This is a genomic window from Type-E symbiont of Plautia stali, assembly GCF_059731115.1.
This window is the reverse complement of sequence record NZ_AP035906.1, coordinates 1,329,385-1,346,622: the sequence shown is the minus strand read 5'-3', so window position 1 is coordinate 1,346,622 and position 17,238 is coordinate 1,329,385. Positions and strand designations below refer to the sequence as shown.

Here is a 17,238-nt window from a genome sequence, read left to right as displayed (position 1 = left end):
CGGGCAACCGCCCGCAGAGAGGGCTATTGCGGCGGATCCACCACTTCCTGACGTGGCCGAAAGATATGGTCATTACCTTCTGCCTGCAAACGCTGCAGCAGCTGTTGTCCACCGCGGTCATCGGCCTGAGCAAACTGACGTTCCGCTTCGGTGATCGGTGTCGCCCACAGCAGATTCGGACGATCGCCATCGCGCTTGGGCAGTCGGAACTGGGCAACTTCCGGTGCTAAGCCATTGGCCAGCAGGAAACTCTCGAAGCCCACTGGTGCCACTTCCGATGCCAGCGTGTGCCCTTCGCCAATCCACGTCAGCCGCGCCCACGGCAAGTGCGCGAATTCTGCCAGCGCGCTGGCCATCTGCACCGCATTGGCTTCGGTCATCACTTCACCGTCTACTGCCATCGCCAGCTCAACACGGCGGTACTGCGGGGCCAGCTCATCAAACAGGTAATCCACCTGCGGCATGGGCCGAATCCCCATACCCAGCGTGAGAAAAACCCACACGCCATTGTGCCAGTGCTGAGAGATGGCCATTGGCGGCCAGCTCCCTTGATCGATAGCGTAATACTTTACCGACTCACCAAACTGCGCCTGGTAGCACTGCATTAGCTCATGCTGCACAACATCCCATAAATGGCCGTCATGCCAGTCACGCCAGAAGTGGCGCTGCTGCTCGGCGCGTGCATAGTAATCATTGGTGGAAGCGGATCCGAGCGGTGCGGTCAGGCGATTCTCTTTGATGCAGCCAGCAGAGAAACTCACCTGCTTATCCTGATACAGACTCCAGCCGGGGATCACCGCCAGCAGTTGGCCGTAATACCACAGGGCTGCACCGTCATCACTCGGTTCCCACAAAATCTGTAGACCGGCAGGGTCGAGCATCGGCTCGGCTTCTAAGGTGCGGCAATACTCTGCGCTGAGCAGAGGCGCAATGCCCTGCTCCATCGCTTCACAATCTTCACGCGCCGGTGCAGGCAACAGATTGCGCAGCCAGCAGCCGCGCACCGCATACTGACTGCGAAACAGGTCGTTGGGCCAGATGTAAAAGTAGGCCGTGCGCGCATCCTGTTCGACGATGGCGGTCAGTGTGTTTTGCTGATTTGGCACCTCAGCAATCAGAGGTTGGTGTGTCATAACGCCTCGACAAAGCCTTGAGGGATCCATTTTCCCTGAGAATAGAGCAGGATCGGCACTCGCACCATGTGACACAAGGGTAAAACTCTCAAAGTGCAGTCAGGAAGCGTGAGAATGACTGATGAATGCCGGCACAACGCCCTGACAAACTTCAAATTAATTCGCGATTCATTTGCCGCCTCGCATGCTATTGTCTGCACATTCCTCCTTGCGGAGCTGCTCAGCATGGTGCTGCAAAACCTCGATTTGAACCTGCGCGATGTCGTGATTTTCGCGATTTTAGTGTGGCTGTTTCTTCGCTATACATGGGTGATGTCAGCGCTCACGCTTATACTCGGTGGTGCGGTGCTATTGATGGTGTTACCCATCGACATTTACTACAGCTTGCTGCCATTAGCGCTGCTGGGAGTGGGATTAGGGATGCTGCTTCATCATTATCAGCAGCGCCAGCTCACCCTTAAACGTGAAGCCCGCACACCGCGCACCTACACCAAAAAGCAGGACGAGCTGCATTTGTAGCGTTAGCGTCCCATGCGTTGCATGGCGCGGGAATAAGCCCCGCGCTGAATCGACCAGCGCAGCAAACCGGCAATCACCGCGATCTCTTTATCCACGCGCCACTGTGTCAACGGGCTAATCGGCTGCTGAATTTGCTGTTGCGCCCAGTCCGGTAACAACCCCATCCCGGCTTTTAGCATCACCCGCATCGCCGGTTTCGCCTGCCAGCTTGGGGCCGGTGCATTGATTAATAGCTGCATCACTTCCAGCGTGCGTTCATCGCAAATCAGTTCCGGGCGCATGGCCTGCAGATAAGCCTCCACCGCCTGCACCGTTTTTGGCACCTTTTCCGCCCCTAAGGCTTCGGCGATGATCGCCGCCTCCTCGTAATAGCGATCCTGCTCGGCCAGTGAGAGCTGCGGATTTTTATAGCGCAGATGCGCGGCGAGGAAGCGGCTGGTTTCGGCGACGTGTACCCAGGTGAGCAAATGCGGATCGCTGGCAGCATAAGGTTGCCCGGCATTATCGATACCTGTAACACGCAGATGGATGCGTTTAACGCGTTCAATCAGGATATTGGCGTCTACCGTGTTACCAAAAGTGGTGACGGCGATAAACTGGCTGGTGCGCCGCAGACGACCCAGCATGTCCTGACGGAAATTGGAGTGATCCCATACGCCTGCCAGCGCGGCCGGATGCAGCATTTGCAGCATCAAGGCGCTGATGCCACCACATAACATCGAAGGAAAGTCGCCGTGCACGCGCCAGATTACGTGGTCAGGGCCAAACAAACCCGGATCGCCCAGCGGCTGCGAAATATCGAATTCGTTGAGTGCGAGGCCGTTAAGACGAAAGACTTGCTGCTGGATACGATTGCGGAGGTTCATGACGTTTGTCGGTTATGCCCGTTGGCAGAATAAGCTCGGGCCTATCATATACTGCCAGGGGTAACGGTGCGATTCATCCTGCGACAAACCGCACCGTTCCACAAAGTGGCGACAACTAACGCTTACAGATAATCAAACTGCCCGTCTTGGGTGCGTACCGAATCGAGGCCAATCATCACGTTGAATTTGCCCGGCTCGGCGACATGCTGCATTTTTTGATTCCAGAATTTCAGTGCATCCACATCAATCTTAAAGCTCACGGTCTGTGACTCGCCCGCTTTCAGCATGATGCGTTTGAAGCCACGCAGCTCCTGTACTGGGCGGCTGATGCTGGCCACCGGATCGTTGAGATACATCTGTACCACCGTGGCACCATCACGTTTGCCGGTGTTGGTAACGGTGACGCTCGCTTCAACGGATCCATTGCGCGGCATGGTTTTGGCGGACATTTTCACCGGCGAAACGGTGAAAGTGGTGTAGCTCAGACCGTAACCAAACGGATACAGCGGGCCATTCACCGCATCGTAGTAATGCGAGGTGTACTTGTTCGGCTTCGCGAAGTTGTACGGACGCCCGGTTGGCAAGTGGTTGTAGTAAATCGGCAGCTGGCCTACAGAACGCGGGAAGGACATCGGCAGTTTGCCCGATGGGTTGTAATCGCCAAACAGTACGTCCGCAATCGCATTCCCCCCTTCAGTGCCGCTGAACCAGGTTTCTACCATCGCATCCGCGATACGATCTTCATTCACCACCGTCAGTGGACGGCCATTCATCAGTACAATCACCAGCGGCTTGCCGGTCGCTTTCAGCGCCGCCAGCAGTTTTTGCTGGCTTGGCGGAATCACCAGGTCACTGCGACTGGAGGCCTCATGCGCCATCCCCTGCGCTTCACCCACAGCGGCGACCACGACATCCGCTTTCTTCGCCTGGGCAACGGCTTCATCAATCAATTCCTGCGGCGAGCGCTTATCCACGCTAACCGCCTGTTCGTAGAGGTTGAGGAAGTCCTGAATACCTTTGTTATCGGTGATGTTGGCCCCTTTGGCATACAGCACGGTGCCTTTGCCCGCCATCGCATTGCGAACGCCCTGCAGCAGCGGAATCGACTGTTTCGCCACGCCCGCGGCTGACCAGCTGCCCATAATGTCACGCTGGCTGTCAGCCAATGGCCCCACCAGCGCCACGGTGGCGTCTTTTTTCAGCGGTAAGGTTTCATGCCAGTTTTTCAGCAGCACGATGCTCTTACGCGCCACGTCACGCGCTTCGGCACGATGCAGACGGCTCTCGGCATTGGTGTCCTGCGGATCGCTGCCTTTCGGCCCTAAATGGCTGTAGGGATCGTTAAACAAGCCCATATCATATTTGACGTTCAGCACGTGACGCGCTGCATCGTCGATCTCCGCCATGGTAACGGCGCCACTCTTTACCAGCCCAGGCAAGTATTTGCTGTAGTACTCATCGCTCATACTCATATCGATGCCGGACTTCAGCGCAATACGCACCGCATCCTGCGGATCGCTAGCCACGCCGTGTTTCAGCAGCTCTTTAATCGCGCCGTGGTCGCTGATGGTAATGCCTTTGAATTTCCACTCACCGCGCAGCAGGTCTTTCAGCAACCAGCCATCCGCCGTAGCAGGCGTACCGTTGAGCGAGTTAAGCGCCACCATCACGCCGCCGCTGCCGGCATCCAGCGAGGCTTTGTACGGTGGCAAATAGTCCTGGAACAGACGCTGTGGGCTCATATCGACGGTGTTGTAATCACGTCCGCCCTCCACTGCGCCATAGGCAGCGAAGTGCTTCACGCTGGTCATGATCGAATAACGGTCAGCGGCGCTTTTGCCCTGCATGGATTTCACCATCGCGCTGCCCATTTGCGAGGACAGAAAAGTGTCTTCTCCGAAGCCTTCAGACACGCGTCCCCAGCGCGGCTCGCGCGTAACATCCACCATCGGCGCCCAGGTCATATTGAGACCATCGTCGGCGGCTTCATAAGCGGAGATGCGGCCGACTTCACCGATCGCATCCAGATCCCAGCTGGCCGCGAGGCCGAGCGGGATCGGGAAAATAGTACGCTGACCGTGCACCACGTCGTAAGCGAAGAACAGCGGAATTTTCAGGCGGCTGAGTTGCATCACCTGATCCTGCATCGCGCGAATATCCGGACGCGTGACGGTATTGAAGATTGCGCCAACCTGACCGTGCTGGATCATGTCGCGCACTGCCTCCTTCGGCGTGTCTGGCCCCACGCTGATCAAGCGCATCTGCCCGATTTTTTCATCAAGGGTCATTTTGCCGAGCAGCTGGTTAACAAAGGCGTCACGCGCCTGTTCCGTCATCGGATGGGGGCCAAACAGGTCATCTGCGAAGGCAGGCTGCATGGCAAGGGAAACAGCGAGGCTAACAGAGCAAATCCATTTCATCAGGTCGGGTTCTCTTAAGTGACTGCGCAATATCGAAATAACCGGGGCAGTGTGCCACAAGTTCAGGATAGCAGGTAGCCACCGATGTCACACCGCGACCATGCCGTTGACGCGTGCTAAAGTAGATGCGCAACGTTAACGACAAGGACAGGTTCATGAATAACAACACCTCACACCCTACACTGCTGGCTGAACTGCGCCGCCTCGTCGGCCCTTCACACCTGTTAACTGAGGCGGAACAAACCGCACGCTATCGTAAGGGTTTCCGCTCCGGTGAAGGCGATGCGCTGGCGGTGGTGTTCCCCGGTTCCTTGCTGGAACTGTGGCGGATATTGCAGGCGCTGGTGCAGGCCGATGCGGTGATTTTGATGCAGGCCGCCAACACCGGCCTGACCGAAGGCTCCACGCCTAACGGCAATGATTACGATCGCCCGGTGGTGATCATCAGTACTTTGCGCCTCGATAAATTGCAGCTGATTGATGGCGGCAATCAGATTCTGGCCTTCCCTGGCAGCACCCTTTATCAGCTGGAAAAAGCCCTTAAGCCGCTGGGACGTGAACCACACTCGGTGATCGGTTCCTCTTGTATCGGCGCGTCGGTCATGGGCGGGATTTGTAATAACTCCGGCGGTTCACTGATCAAACGCGGCCCGGCCTACAGCGAAATGGCGCTTTATGCGCAGATTGATGCCGACGGCAAACTGAAGCTGGTCAATCATCTCGGCATGGATCTCGGCCACTCGCCGGAAGAGATGCTCGGTCGACTGGATGACGATCGCTGGCAGCAGAGCGATGTGCGCTGGGATGAACGTCATGCTTCAGATCATGAATATGCAGAACGCGTGCGTGATATCCATGCGGATACACCCGCTCGCTTCAACGCCGATGAGCGCCGCCTGTTCGAGGCTTCGGGTTGCGCGGGCAAACTGGCGGTATTCGCCGTGCGTCTTGATACCTTCCCCAGCGAACCGAAGCAGCAGGTGTTTTATATCGGTACTAACGATCCGGCGGTATTGGGCGATCTGCGCCGCCATATTCTGGCCGAGTTTAAAAACTTACCGGTAGCGGGCGAATACATGCACCGCGACATTTTCGATATCGCCGAAGTGTACGGCAAAGACACCTTTGTGATGATCGACAAGCTCGGCACCGACAAAATGCCACTGTTCTTCACGATGAAAGGTCGGGTGGATGCCTGGCTGGGTAAGCTGAGTTTTGTTAAACCGCACTTCACCGATCGCGTATTGCAGCGCGTCAGCGGTTGGCTACCTGCCCATCTGCCGAAACGCATGAAGCAGTATCGCGATAAGTTTGAGCATCACCTGATGCTGAAAATGTCCGGTGAAGGCGTGGCAGAGGCGCAGGAGTATTTGCACGAATACTTCCGCGAAGGCGGTGGCGAGTTCTTTGCCTGTGACGGCAAGGAAGGCGCACATGCTTTCCTGCATCGCTTCGCCGCTGCCGGTGCCGCAGTGCGCTACCACGCGGTGCATGCGGATGAAGTGGAAGATATTCTGGCGCTGGATATCGCGCTGCGTCGTAACGATCAGGATTGGTTTGAGCGCTTACCGGCGGAGTTTGATAACGATCTTAGTCATCGCCTTTATTACGGCCACTTCTTCTGTCATGTCTTCCACCAGGATTACATCGTGAAGAAAGGCGTGGATGCGCATGCGTTGAAGGAGAAGATGCTGGCGATCCTCAGCGAACGCGGTGCCGAGTATCCCGCCGAGCATAACGTCGGGCATCTGTATCAGGCAAAACCGCAGTTGCAGGCGTTTTATCGTCAGCTGGATCCGACCAATACCTTTAATCCGGGGATCGGTAAAACCAGCAAACAGAAAGGTTGGGCGGTTAAGGCTTGATAAATTAATGGGCGGCCCGAGAGCCGCCCACTGGATTATGGCAGTTGCTCGCCCTCTTCCTGCGTGGCCGCTGGCACGGCTCGACGTTCAATGATCATCGTCTGCGGTGTGGACAGCACAATGCCCTCTTTGCGCAGGCGCGTCAGAATATCGAACAGCAGATCACTCTTGGCACTGGAGATCTGACGCTGGCCCGCTACGTTACCGGTGACGCTCAGCACAATACCGGCGGAGGTCAGATCCTTAAACGACACGGATGGCTCTGGCGTTTCCAGAATACGTTCATTCTCCTCGTAAACCTCCAGCAGAATCTCACGCACGCGCACCGGATCGATGTCCAGCGGGAAGGTCAGCAGAATGGTCACCACGCCCTGCGCATTGCCCATGGTGGCGTTACGAACGTTCTGCGAGATGAACTGTGAGTTCGGCACAATCACCGTGGATTTATCACTCAGCTGAATTTCGGTGGCGCGCACGTTGATGCGGCGAATATCCCCTTCAATGCCGCTGATGCTCACCAGATCGCCCACTTTTACCGGGCGCTCGGTTAGCAGAATCAAACCAGAGATAAAGTTCTTCACGATCTCTTGTAAGCCGAAACCGATACCGACCGACAAGGCACTGACGATCCACGCCAGTTTGTTCCACTGCAGGCCCATAATCGACAGCGTCAGCAGAATGATCAGCACATAACCGATGTTGCTGAACAGCGTCACCAGCGACACGCGCATGCCGACGTCCATGGTGGTCTTCGGCAGGAAATCTTTATCCAGCCAGCGACGCACCGAACGCAGTACGTAAATCCCCACCACCAGACACAGGATGGCATTGACCATGTGCGCGGGCACGATGTTCAACGACTCCAGCCCTTTGCCGCCCCAGAACTCAATCACTTTCTGAATCAGCTCAATCGGTGTCGACGAGGCAAAGGTGCCGTTGAGTAGCGCCAGCGCCACAATACCGATCAGTGCGGTTTTACCAATAGCGCCCAGCAGCGTGGCCGCCTGTTGCAGATGACGTTCATCAATGTTCAATGACGTCTGCAGGCGTTTGCCGGTGGCATTGTTGGTGGAGAACAGGCTTTCACAACCGTCATTGATCAAATGGCTAAGGAAGTAGAATGAACCGAACAGAATACCGCACCAGATCACCTCATAACCGAGGAAGCGGGCCAGCGTGACATAACCGATGATCAGCGAAATCAATATCGCGAGCGCGGTAAGCGTCAGCGCCAGCTGAACCAGTCCAACAATGGTCGGGCGCGCTTCTGGCGCATTGCCTTCTTGCACCATACGGCGGCGTACGCGATTGGTACGCATGCTGATCGCCATACCGGTGGTGCCAATCAGCAGCGCCGTCAGGCCATTGGCGAAGATGGTGGTGTTCAGGCTGGTGCCAACGCTGTAGTTAAAGGCTTCCGCCGTCTGGAAAATAAACACCAGTCCTGCCGTAATCGGTGGGAACGGCTTCAACGCCTGCGCCACTTCATTGGAGATGCTCGGTAAGCGCCAGCTTGGGCGACGCGTGGACAGGAAGGCGCGGCCTAACCCGGCGATGAGGCCGCAATAGACGCTGAGTTGCACCAGACGCTCAACAAAATCCTGCACGTCGGTCGAGACTTCATCGCGGCGGGTAAACGCCAGCGCGATAAAGTTGAAGGTCAGCACCACGGCCGCCAGGGTGGTCAAGGCAATGGCTGCGGCCAGGAAGCTACGACGCAAGCGCCCCTCTGGCAGTTTATTGATGCTCACCCAGGCCAAAAACTCTTCGCTATAGCGACGGCCCAGGGTCATCACCAGCATCGCCGCAATCAACCAGCCAATGGTGCCGAAACGCCAGCCGGGTTCCCAGGAGAGCGCCGCTGTGTCCTGCAGTTCAGCGATAAAGTCGCTGATCTTCTCACCGTCCAAATCCTGACGGCTGACCATCGGTGCCCAAAAACGCGGCCCCAGGATACTGCCAGAGTTGAGCGCCAGCTGGCTTTTCAACTGATCACGACGCAGGTTGACGATCTGTGAGGAGAGCACCAGCGCGCCATTTTTAATGCCGTCGGCCTGCTTGATTTGGTCATCCAGCTTGCTTTTCTGGTTCTCCAGCGAAGCGCGTTTACGCGTCACTTCCGGCGTCTCTTTCACGCCGCTGTCCGGCTTAGGTGCCGGACCCAGTACCGCTAACTGTGCATCCAGCTGCTGACCCTGCGGGATCAGTGCCTGGCTTAGGGTTTCTGCATTACCAGAGAGCTCCAGCGCCATTTCATTAAGCTGGTTGAGCTGGCTCTCATTGGTATCGCCTGACACCTGGCCTTTAATCTTATCGAGGATTTTCTGCATCTTAGGCAGCTCGACCGCAGGATTCACCTTCGGTGCGGCATCTTCTTGCTGTGCCGCAGCGGCAGTGTTGTCATCCGCGTAGCTCAGTGCCGGGCTTAGCAGCACCAGCAGCAGTAAAAATGGGGTTACGAGTGATCGAAGCTTGAACATATAAATGAGATTCCAGCGCAATTTCAGCCGATAAATGCCAGTTAACTTTGAATGGCGGCCAGTGTAGAGCGTAGCCGAAGCGGAAACTATAGGAATGAAGCGATAACTCACAGACGCACAATCCATTGTGCATCTGTGAAGGGAAACAGACGTCGTGATTACTCGTTGCTGGCCGTTTGCGACGATTTCTGCTTCTTGTAGGCCAGCGCCGCTGCCGGAACCGGCGCCGCTTTGCCGGTTTCCAGCCAGTCGCGCAGACGGTTGGCATCGGCAAAGTGGGTGTACTTGCCAAACGCATCCAGCACCACCAGCGCCACCGGACGGTTATTGATCACCGTGCGCATCACCAGGCAGTGGCCAGCTTCATCGGTATAACCGGTTTTAGTCAATGCGATACGCCAGTCGTTTTTGTACACCAGGTGATTGGTGTTACGGAACGGCAGCGCATAGTTCGGATGCTTAAACACCGCCGTATCCTCTTTGGTGGTGCTCAGTTCACCAATCAACGGATATTGACGCGTGGCTTTTGCCAGCTTGATCAAGTCTTCCGCATTGGAGACGTTGTGAATCGACAAACCTGTCGGTTCAACATAGTGGGTATGCGTCATGCCCAGCGCACGCGCTTTGGCATTCATCGCGCGGATAAAGGCGTCATAGCCACCTGGATAGTGATGCGCCAGGCTGGCGGCAGCACGGTTTTCCGATGACATCAGCGCCAGCAGCAGCATATTGCGGCGGCTGATTTCACTGTTCAATTTGACGCGCGAGAACACACCGCGCATCTCTGGCGTGTGGCTGATATCCACCGACAGCATCTCGTCCATCGGCAGTTTCGCATCCAGCACCACCATTGCAGTCATCAGCTTGGTGAGTGACGCGATAGGCCGCACACGATCCGGATGGCTGGAGAACAGCACTTTATTGGTTTCAAGATCGACAATCATGGCACTGCCGGAGGCGATTTGCGGTTGGGCAATCGGCGCCAGATTAGACAGCGCAGCAGGCGCGGCCAGTGCCGGAGTGACAGCTGCCGGTGCGGCGACAAACAGCGCCAGCGACAGCAAGGAAATACGCATTTTTACAGACATCGTGTCAAAAAAATCCGGTAGGGAGTTTTGCGCCGTGTTTAAGACACAGGCCGCGCGCATCAAACCAGACGGGATGCGGGCTGGCAGCAGCATAATACGCGCTTATCTGCGAAATTTCTTAGGTAGATTGTTTCTGAGCGTTAAAAAAACGGGAGACCTAATGGCCCCCCGTTCACGGTGTCGTTGCAGGTTAGAACAATCGTGGTCCGTAACCCCACAACACCACGGTCAGTGCCAGCAGCACTTCAAACACCAGCACACCAATCGCCAGTGTCGATCCTGAGAAGCGCATGCTCTCTTCACGATCAATATTGAGGAACACCGGAATGCCGATGTACAGCAGATAGCCGGTATAGAGTAACGCCACCGCGCCGACCAACACACACAGCCACACCAGCGGATAAAGAGCCACCAGCCCACTAATAAACAACGGGGTAGCGACATAGCCAGCAAACACGGTACAGCGCTGAACGCTGGGACGCTGCGGATAATCGCGCGCCATCCAATGAATGACGCGGCCCATCACCGCCACGCCGCCTAAGATAATCAGATAGAAAAGAATGCCGAGACCGATGCCGGTCAGCAGGTTGAGTTGCACGAACTGCCCTTCGCCCAGATTCCAGCCCAGTTGTGTGGTACCGATAAAGGCACAGATCACCGGGATCGCTGCCATCATCAAAACATGGTGGGTGTAGTGGTGCGAAACGCTCTCGTTTTCTTGCTTGATATCGCGCATTTCCTGGTTAGGATGCGCCAGAAGACCCCAGACATGATTCATAAAATCACTCCTCTGATGCGACGGGCTGCCACTTCAGCGATCAGGCTGTCTCACTCAGGCAGCTTCCCTTCAAGTATAATCGGCGCGGCTGTTTTTGCGGACAGCGGCACAAAAAAAGCCGCTGGCGTATAAACTGTTACCTGAATCACTCGCGACAGGGAGGAAAATTTGCATCTCGATATCAATGGATTAATTACGCAGTACGGCTATCTGGCGTTGCTGATTGGCTGTATCGCGGAAGGGGAAACTTTTACCCTGCTGGGCGGCGTGGCGGCGCATGAAGGCCTGCTGCACTTCACCGGCGTGGTGCTGGCCGCGATGGTGGGAGGAATTATCGGCGATCAGCTGCTGTTCTGGCTGGGCCGTCGCTACGGTACGCGCATTCTACGCCGTTTCCGTAAATATGAAGATACCATTCGTAAAGCCAATCGCCTGATTCAGAAGCGCCCGAGTCTGTTTGTGATTGGCGTGCGCTTTATGTACGGCTTCCGCATTATTGGCCCGATCATTATCGGTACCAGCCGGTTAAAACCGCTGCGCTTCTTTGTGCTCAACGTGATAGGCGCCGCGCTCTGGTCGCTGATCTTTGTCACCCTGGGTTACTTCGCCGGGGAGATCATTACTCCGTGGCTGCATAAACTCGACCAGCATCTTAAACATTTGCTGTGGCTGGTGGCGGCGATTGTGTTCGGCATCGCGCTGCGTTACGTGATTCGCCGCTGGAACCGCCGCCGGGCGGATTAGTGGTGACAACCTTTAAACTGTGGGTTGGCCAACATAAAGCCACCGTCAACAATAAACGATTGTCCGGTGGTATAGGTCGCCCATTCCGAACACAACCACGCGACTAAACTTGCCACTTCACGCGTATCGCCGGGCCGTCCAATCGGAATTTCCGGCATACGTGTGCTGCGCGCCTGATCGTCAGTCAGATGGTTCATCGCAGTAGCAATCGCGCCCGGTGCAACCGCATTCACCAGAATGTGATGGGGCAACAAACTCAGCGCCATCGATTTGGTCAGACCGCCGAGCGCATGTTTCGCCGCGGTGTAAGCGGTGGCATCCGGCAATGGAGTGTGTTCATGCACTGAAGTGATGTTAATGATGCGCCCGCCATCGCCCTGATCGACCATATGGCGGGCGGCGATCTGTCCGCAGATAAATGAACCATCCACATCGACGCTGAACGTTTTCCGCCAATCTTCAAAGGTGACGTCGAGAAAATCGGCTTTCATCATCACGCCCGCATTGTTGACCAATACGTCAATGCGACCCAGTGAATTGATGAGCTGCGCCAGTTGCTTGCCCCCTTCTTGCGGGTCGGAGAGATCCAGCTGCCGCACCTGTGCGGTTTGCCCTTTGCTTTCGACCAGTCGCGCTGTTTCCTGCGCCCCCGCCTCATCTGAGCGCCAGGTGATCCCTAACGTGTAGCCCGCTTCGGCCAGCATGACGGCACAGCTGCGGCCAATGCCGGAATCGGATGCGGTAACCACGGCCACTTTCTGTTTGCCCAGTGCCATAACATTCTCCTGCGTGATGGGTGTCCTCACAGTATAGAAGTTATCGATCTGTGCCTCGGATCAGCCGAAAAAACCCTTTCGTCTATAGTTAACAATCAGATGCAGTCAAGGAGGCAGGATGAGCAAAATTAAACGCAGAATTGATGATCACGGCGTGATTGGGGATTTACGGACCTGTGCATTGATCGCCAATGAGGGCACCATTGATTATCTCTGCTGGCCCGAGTTAGACAGCCCATCCGTGTTTGCTGCGTTGCTGGATGGCGATGATGCCGGTCTGTTCTCACTGGCACCCGACTGGAAAAATGCGCGCCAGCAGCAGCTCTATCTGCCGGACACCAATATTTTACAGACGCGCTGGTTGGGCGATGCGGGCGTGGCGGAGATCACCGATTACATGCCGATCTGCGACCAGCCCAATAAAGTGCCGCGACTGGTACGTCGGGTCAAAATGGTGCGCGGCTCGGCCACCTTCAATTTGCTGTGCGCCCCGCGCCATGATTATGCCCGTGCTGAAACCCATACCGAACTGCGCCCCGGTGGCGTGGCCTTTCTTGCTGAAGGCCAGCCCGCGTTACGGCTGAGTGCTACGGTGGTGATGACCCGTGAAAACCACAGTGCAGTTGCCGAATTTACCCTCAAAGCCGGGGAATCTGCTGAGTTTGTATTTGGCAGCGATGACGATCCCTTCGTGGCGGAGATTGCCACTGAACAGTGCTTCAGCGACACACTGGCCTACTGGCGGCGCTGGAGCAGCCACAGTACGTATCGCGGACGCTGGCAGGAAATGGTGACGCGATCCGCACTGGCACTCAAACTACTTACCTCGAAACAGCACGGTTCGATTGCGGCTGCAGCAACCTTTGGTTTGCCGGAAGAGTTAGGCGGCGAGCGCAATTGGGATTATCGCGCCTCGTGGATTCGGGATGCCTCCTTCAGCATGTATGCGCTGATGCGGCTGGGCTATGTGGAAGAAGCGCGAGACTTCACCCACTGGGTGGGGCGTTGCGTCGAGCACAGCCATGACGACACGCCGCACCTGCAGGTGATGTATCGCCTGGACAGCGGCACCGAACTGCATGAAACCGAGTTGCTCAATCTTTCCGGCTATGCCAACTCGCGCCCGGTGCGCATCGGCAATGATGCGTGGCGGCAGACCCAGCTGGATATTTACGGCGAACTGATGGATGCCATTTACCTTGCCAATAAATACGGTGAAGCCATTTCACAACGTGGCTGGCGGCATGTGTCCGACATGATTGATTATGTCTGCGGCAACTGGAACCAGCCCGATGCCGGTATCTGGGAGATGCGCGGTGAGCCGGAGCACTTTCTGCATTCGCGCCTGATGTGCTGGGTGGCGTTGGATCGCGCCCTGCGTCTCGGTCTGAAGCGTTCATTGCCGATGCCCTATGAGCGCTGGGATCGTGTGCGCAGTGAAATTCGCGACGACATCTGGCAAAACTTCTGGAACCCGGAACTGGGCCATTTCACTGCCACACGCGGCGGCAAGTTCCTGGACGCATCCATGCTGTTGATGCCGCTGGTGCGCTTTGTCAGCTCCACCGATCCTGACTGGATCGCCACCCTTGACGCGATTAAAACCCACCTGGTGAGCGACGGTTTAGTGCGCCGCTATAACATTAGCGAAACGCCTGCCGATGCCTTAACCGGGGGTGAAGGTTCCTTTGCCGCCTGTTCCTTCTGGTATGTGGAGTGTCTGGCGCGGGCCGGGCGCGTGCATGAGGCGCATTTTGAGTTTGAAAAGCTGCTGAGCTATGCCAATCCCCTAGGATTGTACGCCGAGGAATTTACTACGCATGGCGAAGCGCTGGGGAATATGCCGCAGGCGCTGTCGCATCTGGCGTTAATCAGTGCCGCTTTTTTCCTCAATCGTAAATTGAGTAATGAAGTGACGCTGTGGCAGCCTTAAGAAAATTCACATTTTGGGCGGTACGGCAACGAGATGGGTCGGGAAATGCCCACTAATTAAGTAAAGTATCATCAGCCTTTGAAAATCCTGATTCCCATCACTGCGCCTATGCACATATAATGCGCACCGGGTCATTGAGACCAAGATGGATTCGACACACTGACAAGCCTGAAACACGGCTATAACGACTTGAAAAACATGAAAAAGAGCATTCGCGCGTTCGCTTCACTTGCTTTAGTACTGGCGGCGTTCAGCCAGTCGGCATTCGCAGTAGTGTATCCGCTGCCAGCGGCTAACAGCCGTTTGATCGGCGAAAACCTTGAAATCACCGTGCCTGATGACAGCCGACTTCCGCTGGAAGCCTTCGCTGCTCAGTACCAGATGGGCCTCAGCAACATGCTGGAAGCCAATCCGGGCGTTGATGTTTATCTGCCAAAAGCGGGCACCAAAATGGTGATCCCTCAGCAGTTGATCCTGCCTGACGCCCCGCGTGAAGGCATCGTGATCAACAGCGCGGAAATGCGTCTTTACTATTATCCGAAAGGCACCAAGACCGTGGTTGTGCTGCCAATCGGTATCGGCGAACTGGGCAAAGACACGCCAGTGAACTGGACTACGACGGTTCAGCGTAAAAAAGCCGGTCCAACCTGGACGCCGACCAAAGCGATGCACGCAGAATACGCATCACGTGGCGAAAGCATTCCAGCGGTATTCCCGGCAGGTCCGGATAACCCGATGGGCCTGTATGCGCTGTATATCGGCCGCCTGTACGCAGTTCACGGTACTAACGCCAACTTCGGTATCGGTTTACGCGTGAGCCACGGCTGTGTGCGTCTGCGTGCTGACGACATCAAATGGCTGTTCGACAACGTGCCGGTTGGTACTCGCGTACAGTTTATCGATCAGCCGGTGAAAGCCACCGTTGAGCCAGATGGTTCTCGCTATGTAGAAGTGCACAACCCACTCTCTACTACCGAAGAGCAGTTCAACTCACGTGAAGTGGTGCCGATTACACTGACCGCTGCTGTGACCAAAGTGATTGCCGATGGCAGCACTAACCAGGATGCAGTGAACAACGCTATCCAGGCGCGTAACGGTATGCCAGTTAAGATCAATGGCCCGCAGGGTGAAGTGATGCCTGCGCCGGTGCCGGTACAGGAATCTTCTGACGCCACGCCGAAAGAAGAGCCGATGACTCCGCAAGGTGCCAGCGGCGTTGCACCGCAGAGTGATGTGGCTCCGGCTGCTCAGCCTGCACCAGCGACCGGCAACAGCCTGTAATCGCTGACTCGCCATCCAGTAAAAAGCCAGCCCATTGCGGCTGGTTTTTTTATGAGCACAAAAACGTATTACCCGAATCGACTGACCACAAAATGGTGACTTATGTGGTCGTTCTGATCTATTACCTGTGTGCCCGGTAGTCCCTTGATGCGCGCCTGGATGCCTGGGCATCATTCCCGCCGCCGTCTCAGCGCCAGCCAGCCCGCCACCAGGGTAAACACCAGCACCACAATCACCAACAGTAAGAAGCCGTGCGGATTATTTGCCAGCGGAATCCCGCCCACGTTCATACCGAAAAAGCCGGCAATGATGTTAATCGGCAGCGCCAGCACGGTGATCACCGTCAGTAAAAACAGCGTGCGGTTACTCTGCTCCATCAAACTCGCGGCAATCTCTTCCTGCAACAAGCGAATGCGTTCCATCAGTCCCGCCAGGTCATTCAATGCCACGCTGAACTCTTCCGTAAAGATGCGCAATTCACTGAGCGGTTCGCGCTTAAGCCACTTTGGTGGCCGATTTAACAAACGAAATAGCGCGGCGGGTTCCGGTGCCAGCAAACGCTGCACACGCAGTAGCATACGGCGTAAATGGCCCAACTCACTGCGGTTGGTTTTAATCGCTGCACTGAGCAAACGCTCTTCAATGGCATCCACCGCCTGACTGGAGCGACGCACCACTTGCTCCAATTGCGCTTCCTGCTCACCCAGCAACCACAACAGCATCGCATCCGGCTCGGCGAACGGGAGACGATCAATTTGCTGATGCATGCGTTCAATCATTCCCACCGGGCGATAACGCGCGGTGACAATGGTGTGCGCACAGCACCAAATCCACAACGTCGCGTTCTGTGTGCTGCGCTCTTCTTTGCTGAACGTCACATCATTGAGCACCGCCAGCAGCGCATCGTTTTGATGGGCCAAACGTGTGCGCGGTGAAGCAGAATGGATCTCATCGAAAAAATCATCGTCTACATTAAAGTGGTCCTGAACCCAGCGCTCGGCACGGGCATGATTCAGGTTGATGTGTAGCCAAAGAAAATAGGATTCCGGCAAATCTTGCTGCGCGAGCTGCGAAGCTTCACGCGCGTTGAGCCGCTGTGGCGGTGCTTCCGGCGTGAACAGATAGCCATGAATAAGACCGGCCACTTCATTATTGAAGTCCGGCAATGAGGCAAGCGGCAAGACAGGCTGGAGCATGGCAGCGTGAGGATCCCGAAGCGGTCAGATCCACAGACTGCGACAGCCGTGTTACAGCAAGATGACAGAGCGTGATCGCGATCATCATTCTGTCATACAAACCACGTATCACACTGCGGGTAACGGATGCCAATCGAGCATCGTCAATCCACACCGGGG

General features: G+C 56.0%; 13 protein-coding genes. 5 read left to right on the top strand and 8 right to left on the bottom strand.

The window, feature by feature from the left end:
* Positions 1-23 precede the first annotated feature (23 nt).
* Positions 24-1,133, bottom strand: coding sequence for a suppressor of fused domain protein (locus AC6I8L_RS06115; protein ID WP_058961589.1), 1,110 nt, complete (start codon positions 1,131-1,133; stop codon positions 24-26).
* A 114-nt stretch (positions 1,134-1,247) separates the two neighbouring features.
* On the opposite strand from AC6I8L_RS06115, the gene AC6I8L_RS06110 reads away from it, so the two are divergent.
* Positions 1,248-1,652, top strand: coding sequence for a hypothetical protein (locus AC6I8L_RS06110; RefSeq protein ID WP_236699774.1), 405 nt, complete (start codon positions 1,248-1,250; stop codon positions 1,650-1,652).
* Positions 1,653-1,654: 2 nt separating this feature from the next.
* Here the strand turns inward: AC6I8L_RS06110 and AC6I8L_RS06105 are convergent, their stop codons facing one another.
* Together AC6I8L_RS06105 and bglX are read right to left on the bottom strand one after the other, a co-directional pair.
* A complete protein-coding gene (locus AC6I8L_RS06105; RefSeq protein ID WP_058961590.1) occupies positions 1,655-2,518 on the bottom strand; it encodes an oxygenase MpaB family protein in 864 nt (287 codons plus the stop codon).
* Positions 2,519-2,640: 122 nt separating this feature from the next.
* Positions 2,641-4,938, bottom strand: coding sequence for a beta-glucosidase BglX (bglX, locus tag AC6I8L_RS06100; protein WP_045816664.1), 2,298 nt, complete (start codon positions 4,936-4,938; stop codon positions 2,641-2,643).
* A gap of 155 nt (positions 4,939-5,093) precedes the next feature.
* On the opposite strand from bglX, the gene dld reads away from it, so the two are divergent.
* The gene (dld, locus tag AC6I8L_RS06095) at positions 5,094-6,803 is read left to right on the top strand and encodes a D-lactate dehydrogenase (protein WP_058961591.1); all 1,710 of its coding nucleotides are present in this window, start codon (positions 5,094-5,096) and stop codon (positions 6,801-6,803) included.
* 35 nt (positions 6,804-6,838) lie between these two features.
* Here the strand turns inward: dld and AC6I8L_RS06090 are convergent, their stop codons facing one another.
* The 3 genes from AC6I8L_RS06090 to AC6I8L_RS06080 form a co-directional block, all read right to left on the bottom strand.
* On the bottom strand, positions 6,839-9,283 hold the full coding sequence (locus tag AC6I8L_RS06090) for a DUF3772 domain-containing protein (protein WP_058961592.1): 2,445 nt from the start codon (positions 9,281-9,283) through the stop codon (positions 6,839-6,841).
* A 158-nt stretch (positions 9,284-9,441) separates the two neighbouring features.
* Positions 9,442-10,371, bottom strand: a complete 930-nt coding sequence (pbpG, locus tag AC6I8L_RS06085; protein WP_034821245.1) for a D-alanyl-D-alanine endopeptidase — start codon at positions 10,369-10,371, stop codon at positions 9,442-9,444.
* 190 nt (positions 10,372-10,561) lie between these two features.
* The gene (locus AC6I8L_RS06080; RefSeq protein WP_058961593.1) at positions 10,562-11,149 is read right to left on the bottom strand and encodes a Yip1 family protein; all 588 of its coding nucleotides are present in this window, start codon (positions 11,147-11,149) and stop codon (positions 10,562-10,564) included.
* A gap of 168 nt (positions 11,150-11,317) precedes the next feature.
* Here AC6I8L_RS06080 and AC6I8L_RS06075 point away from each other — a divergent pair, with 168 nt between their 5' ends.
* Positions 11,318-11,893 carry a DedA family protein gene (locus tag AC6I8L_RS06075; RefSeq protein WP_058961594.1) on the top strand — a complete coding sequence of 192 codons (576 nt, stop codon included), beginning with the start codon at positions 11,318-11,320 and terminating at the stop codon, positions 11,891-11,893.
* Here the strand turns inward: AC6I8L_RS06075 and AC6I8L_RS06070 are convergent.
* Complete coding sequence (locus AC6I8L_RS06070) at positions 11,890-12,669, bottom strand: SDR family oxidoreductase (protein WP_058961595.1); 780 nt, start codon at positions 12,667-12,669, stop codon at positions 11,890-11,892. The genes AC6I8L_RS06075 and AC6I8L_RS06070 overlap by 4 nt on opposite strands.
* Positions 12,670-12,787: 118 nt before the next feature.
* Between AC6I8L_RS06070 and AC6I8L_RS06065 the strand changes: the two genes are divergently transcribed.
* Complete coding sequence (locus AC6I8L_RS06065) at positions 12,788-14,602, top strand: glycoside hydrolase family 15 protein (protein ID WP_058961596.1); 1,815 nt, start codon at positions 12,788-12,790, stop codon at positions 14,600-14,602.
* A gap of 198 nt (positions 14,603-14,800) precedes the next feature.
* The gene (locus AC6I8L_RS06060; protein ID WP_058961597.1) at positions 14,801-15,883 is read left to right on the top strand and encodes a L,D-transpeptidase family protein; all 1,083 of its coding nucleotides are present in this window, start codon (positions 14,801-14,803) and stop codon (positions 15,881-15,883) included.
* Positions 15,884-16,053: 170 nt separating this feature from the next.
* Here the strand turns inward: AC6I8L_RS06060 and AC6I8L_RS06055 are convergent, their stop codons facing one another.
* On the bottom strand, positions 16,054-17,079 hold the full coding sequence (locus tag AC6I8L_RS06055) for a transporter (RefSeq protein WP_058961598.1): 1,026 nt from the start codon (positions 17,077-17,079) through the stop codon (positions 16,054-16,056).
* Positions 17,080-17,238: the final 159 nt, after the last annotated feature.

Coding starts and splice junctions, on each gene's coding strand:
- AC6I8L_RS06115 (WP_058961589.1), bottom strand. CDS start 1,133: ATGACACACCAACCTCTGATTGCTGAGGTGCCAAATCAGCAAAACACA.
- AC6I8L_RS06110 (WP_236699774.1), top strand. CDS start 1,248: ATGACTGATGAATGCCGGCACAACGCCCTGACAAACTTCAAATTAATT.
- AC6I8L_RS06105 (WP_058961590.1), bottom strand. CDS start 2,518: ATGAACCTCCGCAATCGTATCCAGCAGCAAGTCTTTCGTCTTAACGGC.
- bglX (WP_045816664.1), bottom strand. CDS start 4,938: ATGAAATGGATTTGCTCTGTTAGCCTCGCTGTTTCCCTTGCCATGCAG.
- dld (WP_058961591.1), top strand. CDS start 5,094: ATGAATAACAACACCTCACACCCTACACTGCTGGCTGAACTGCGCCGC.
- AC6I8L_RS06090 (WP_058961592.1), bottom strand. CDS start 9,283: ATGTTCAAGCTTCGATCACTCGTAACCCCATTTTTACTGCTGCTGGTG.
- pbpG (WP_034821245.1), bottom strand. CDS start 10,371: ATGTCTGTAAAAATGCGTATTTCCTTGCTGTCGCTGGCGCTGTTTGTC.
- AC6I8L_RS06080 (WP_058961593.1), bottom strand. CDS start 11,149: ATGAATCATGTCTGGGGTCTTCTGGCGCATCCTAACCAGGAAATGCGC.
- AC6I8L_RS06070 (WP_058961595.1), bottom strand. CDS start 12,669: ATGGCACTGGGCAAACAGAAAGTGGCCGTGGTTACCGCATCCGATTCC.
- AC6I8L_RS06065 (WP_058961596.1), top strand. CDS start 12,788: ATGAGCAAAATTAAACGCAGAATTGATGATCACGGCGTGATTGGGGAT.
- AC6I8L_RS06060 (WP_058961597.1), top strand. CDS start 14,801: ATGAAAAAGAGCATTCGCGCGTTCGCTTCACTTGCTTTAGTACTGGCG.
- AC6I8L_RS06055 (WP_058961598.1), bottom strand. CDS start 17,079: ATGCTCCAGCCTGTCTTGCCGCTTGCCTCATTGCCGGACTTCAATAAT.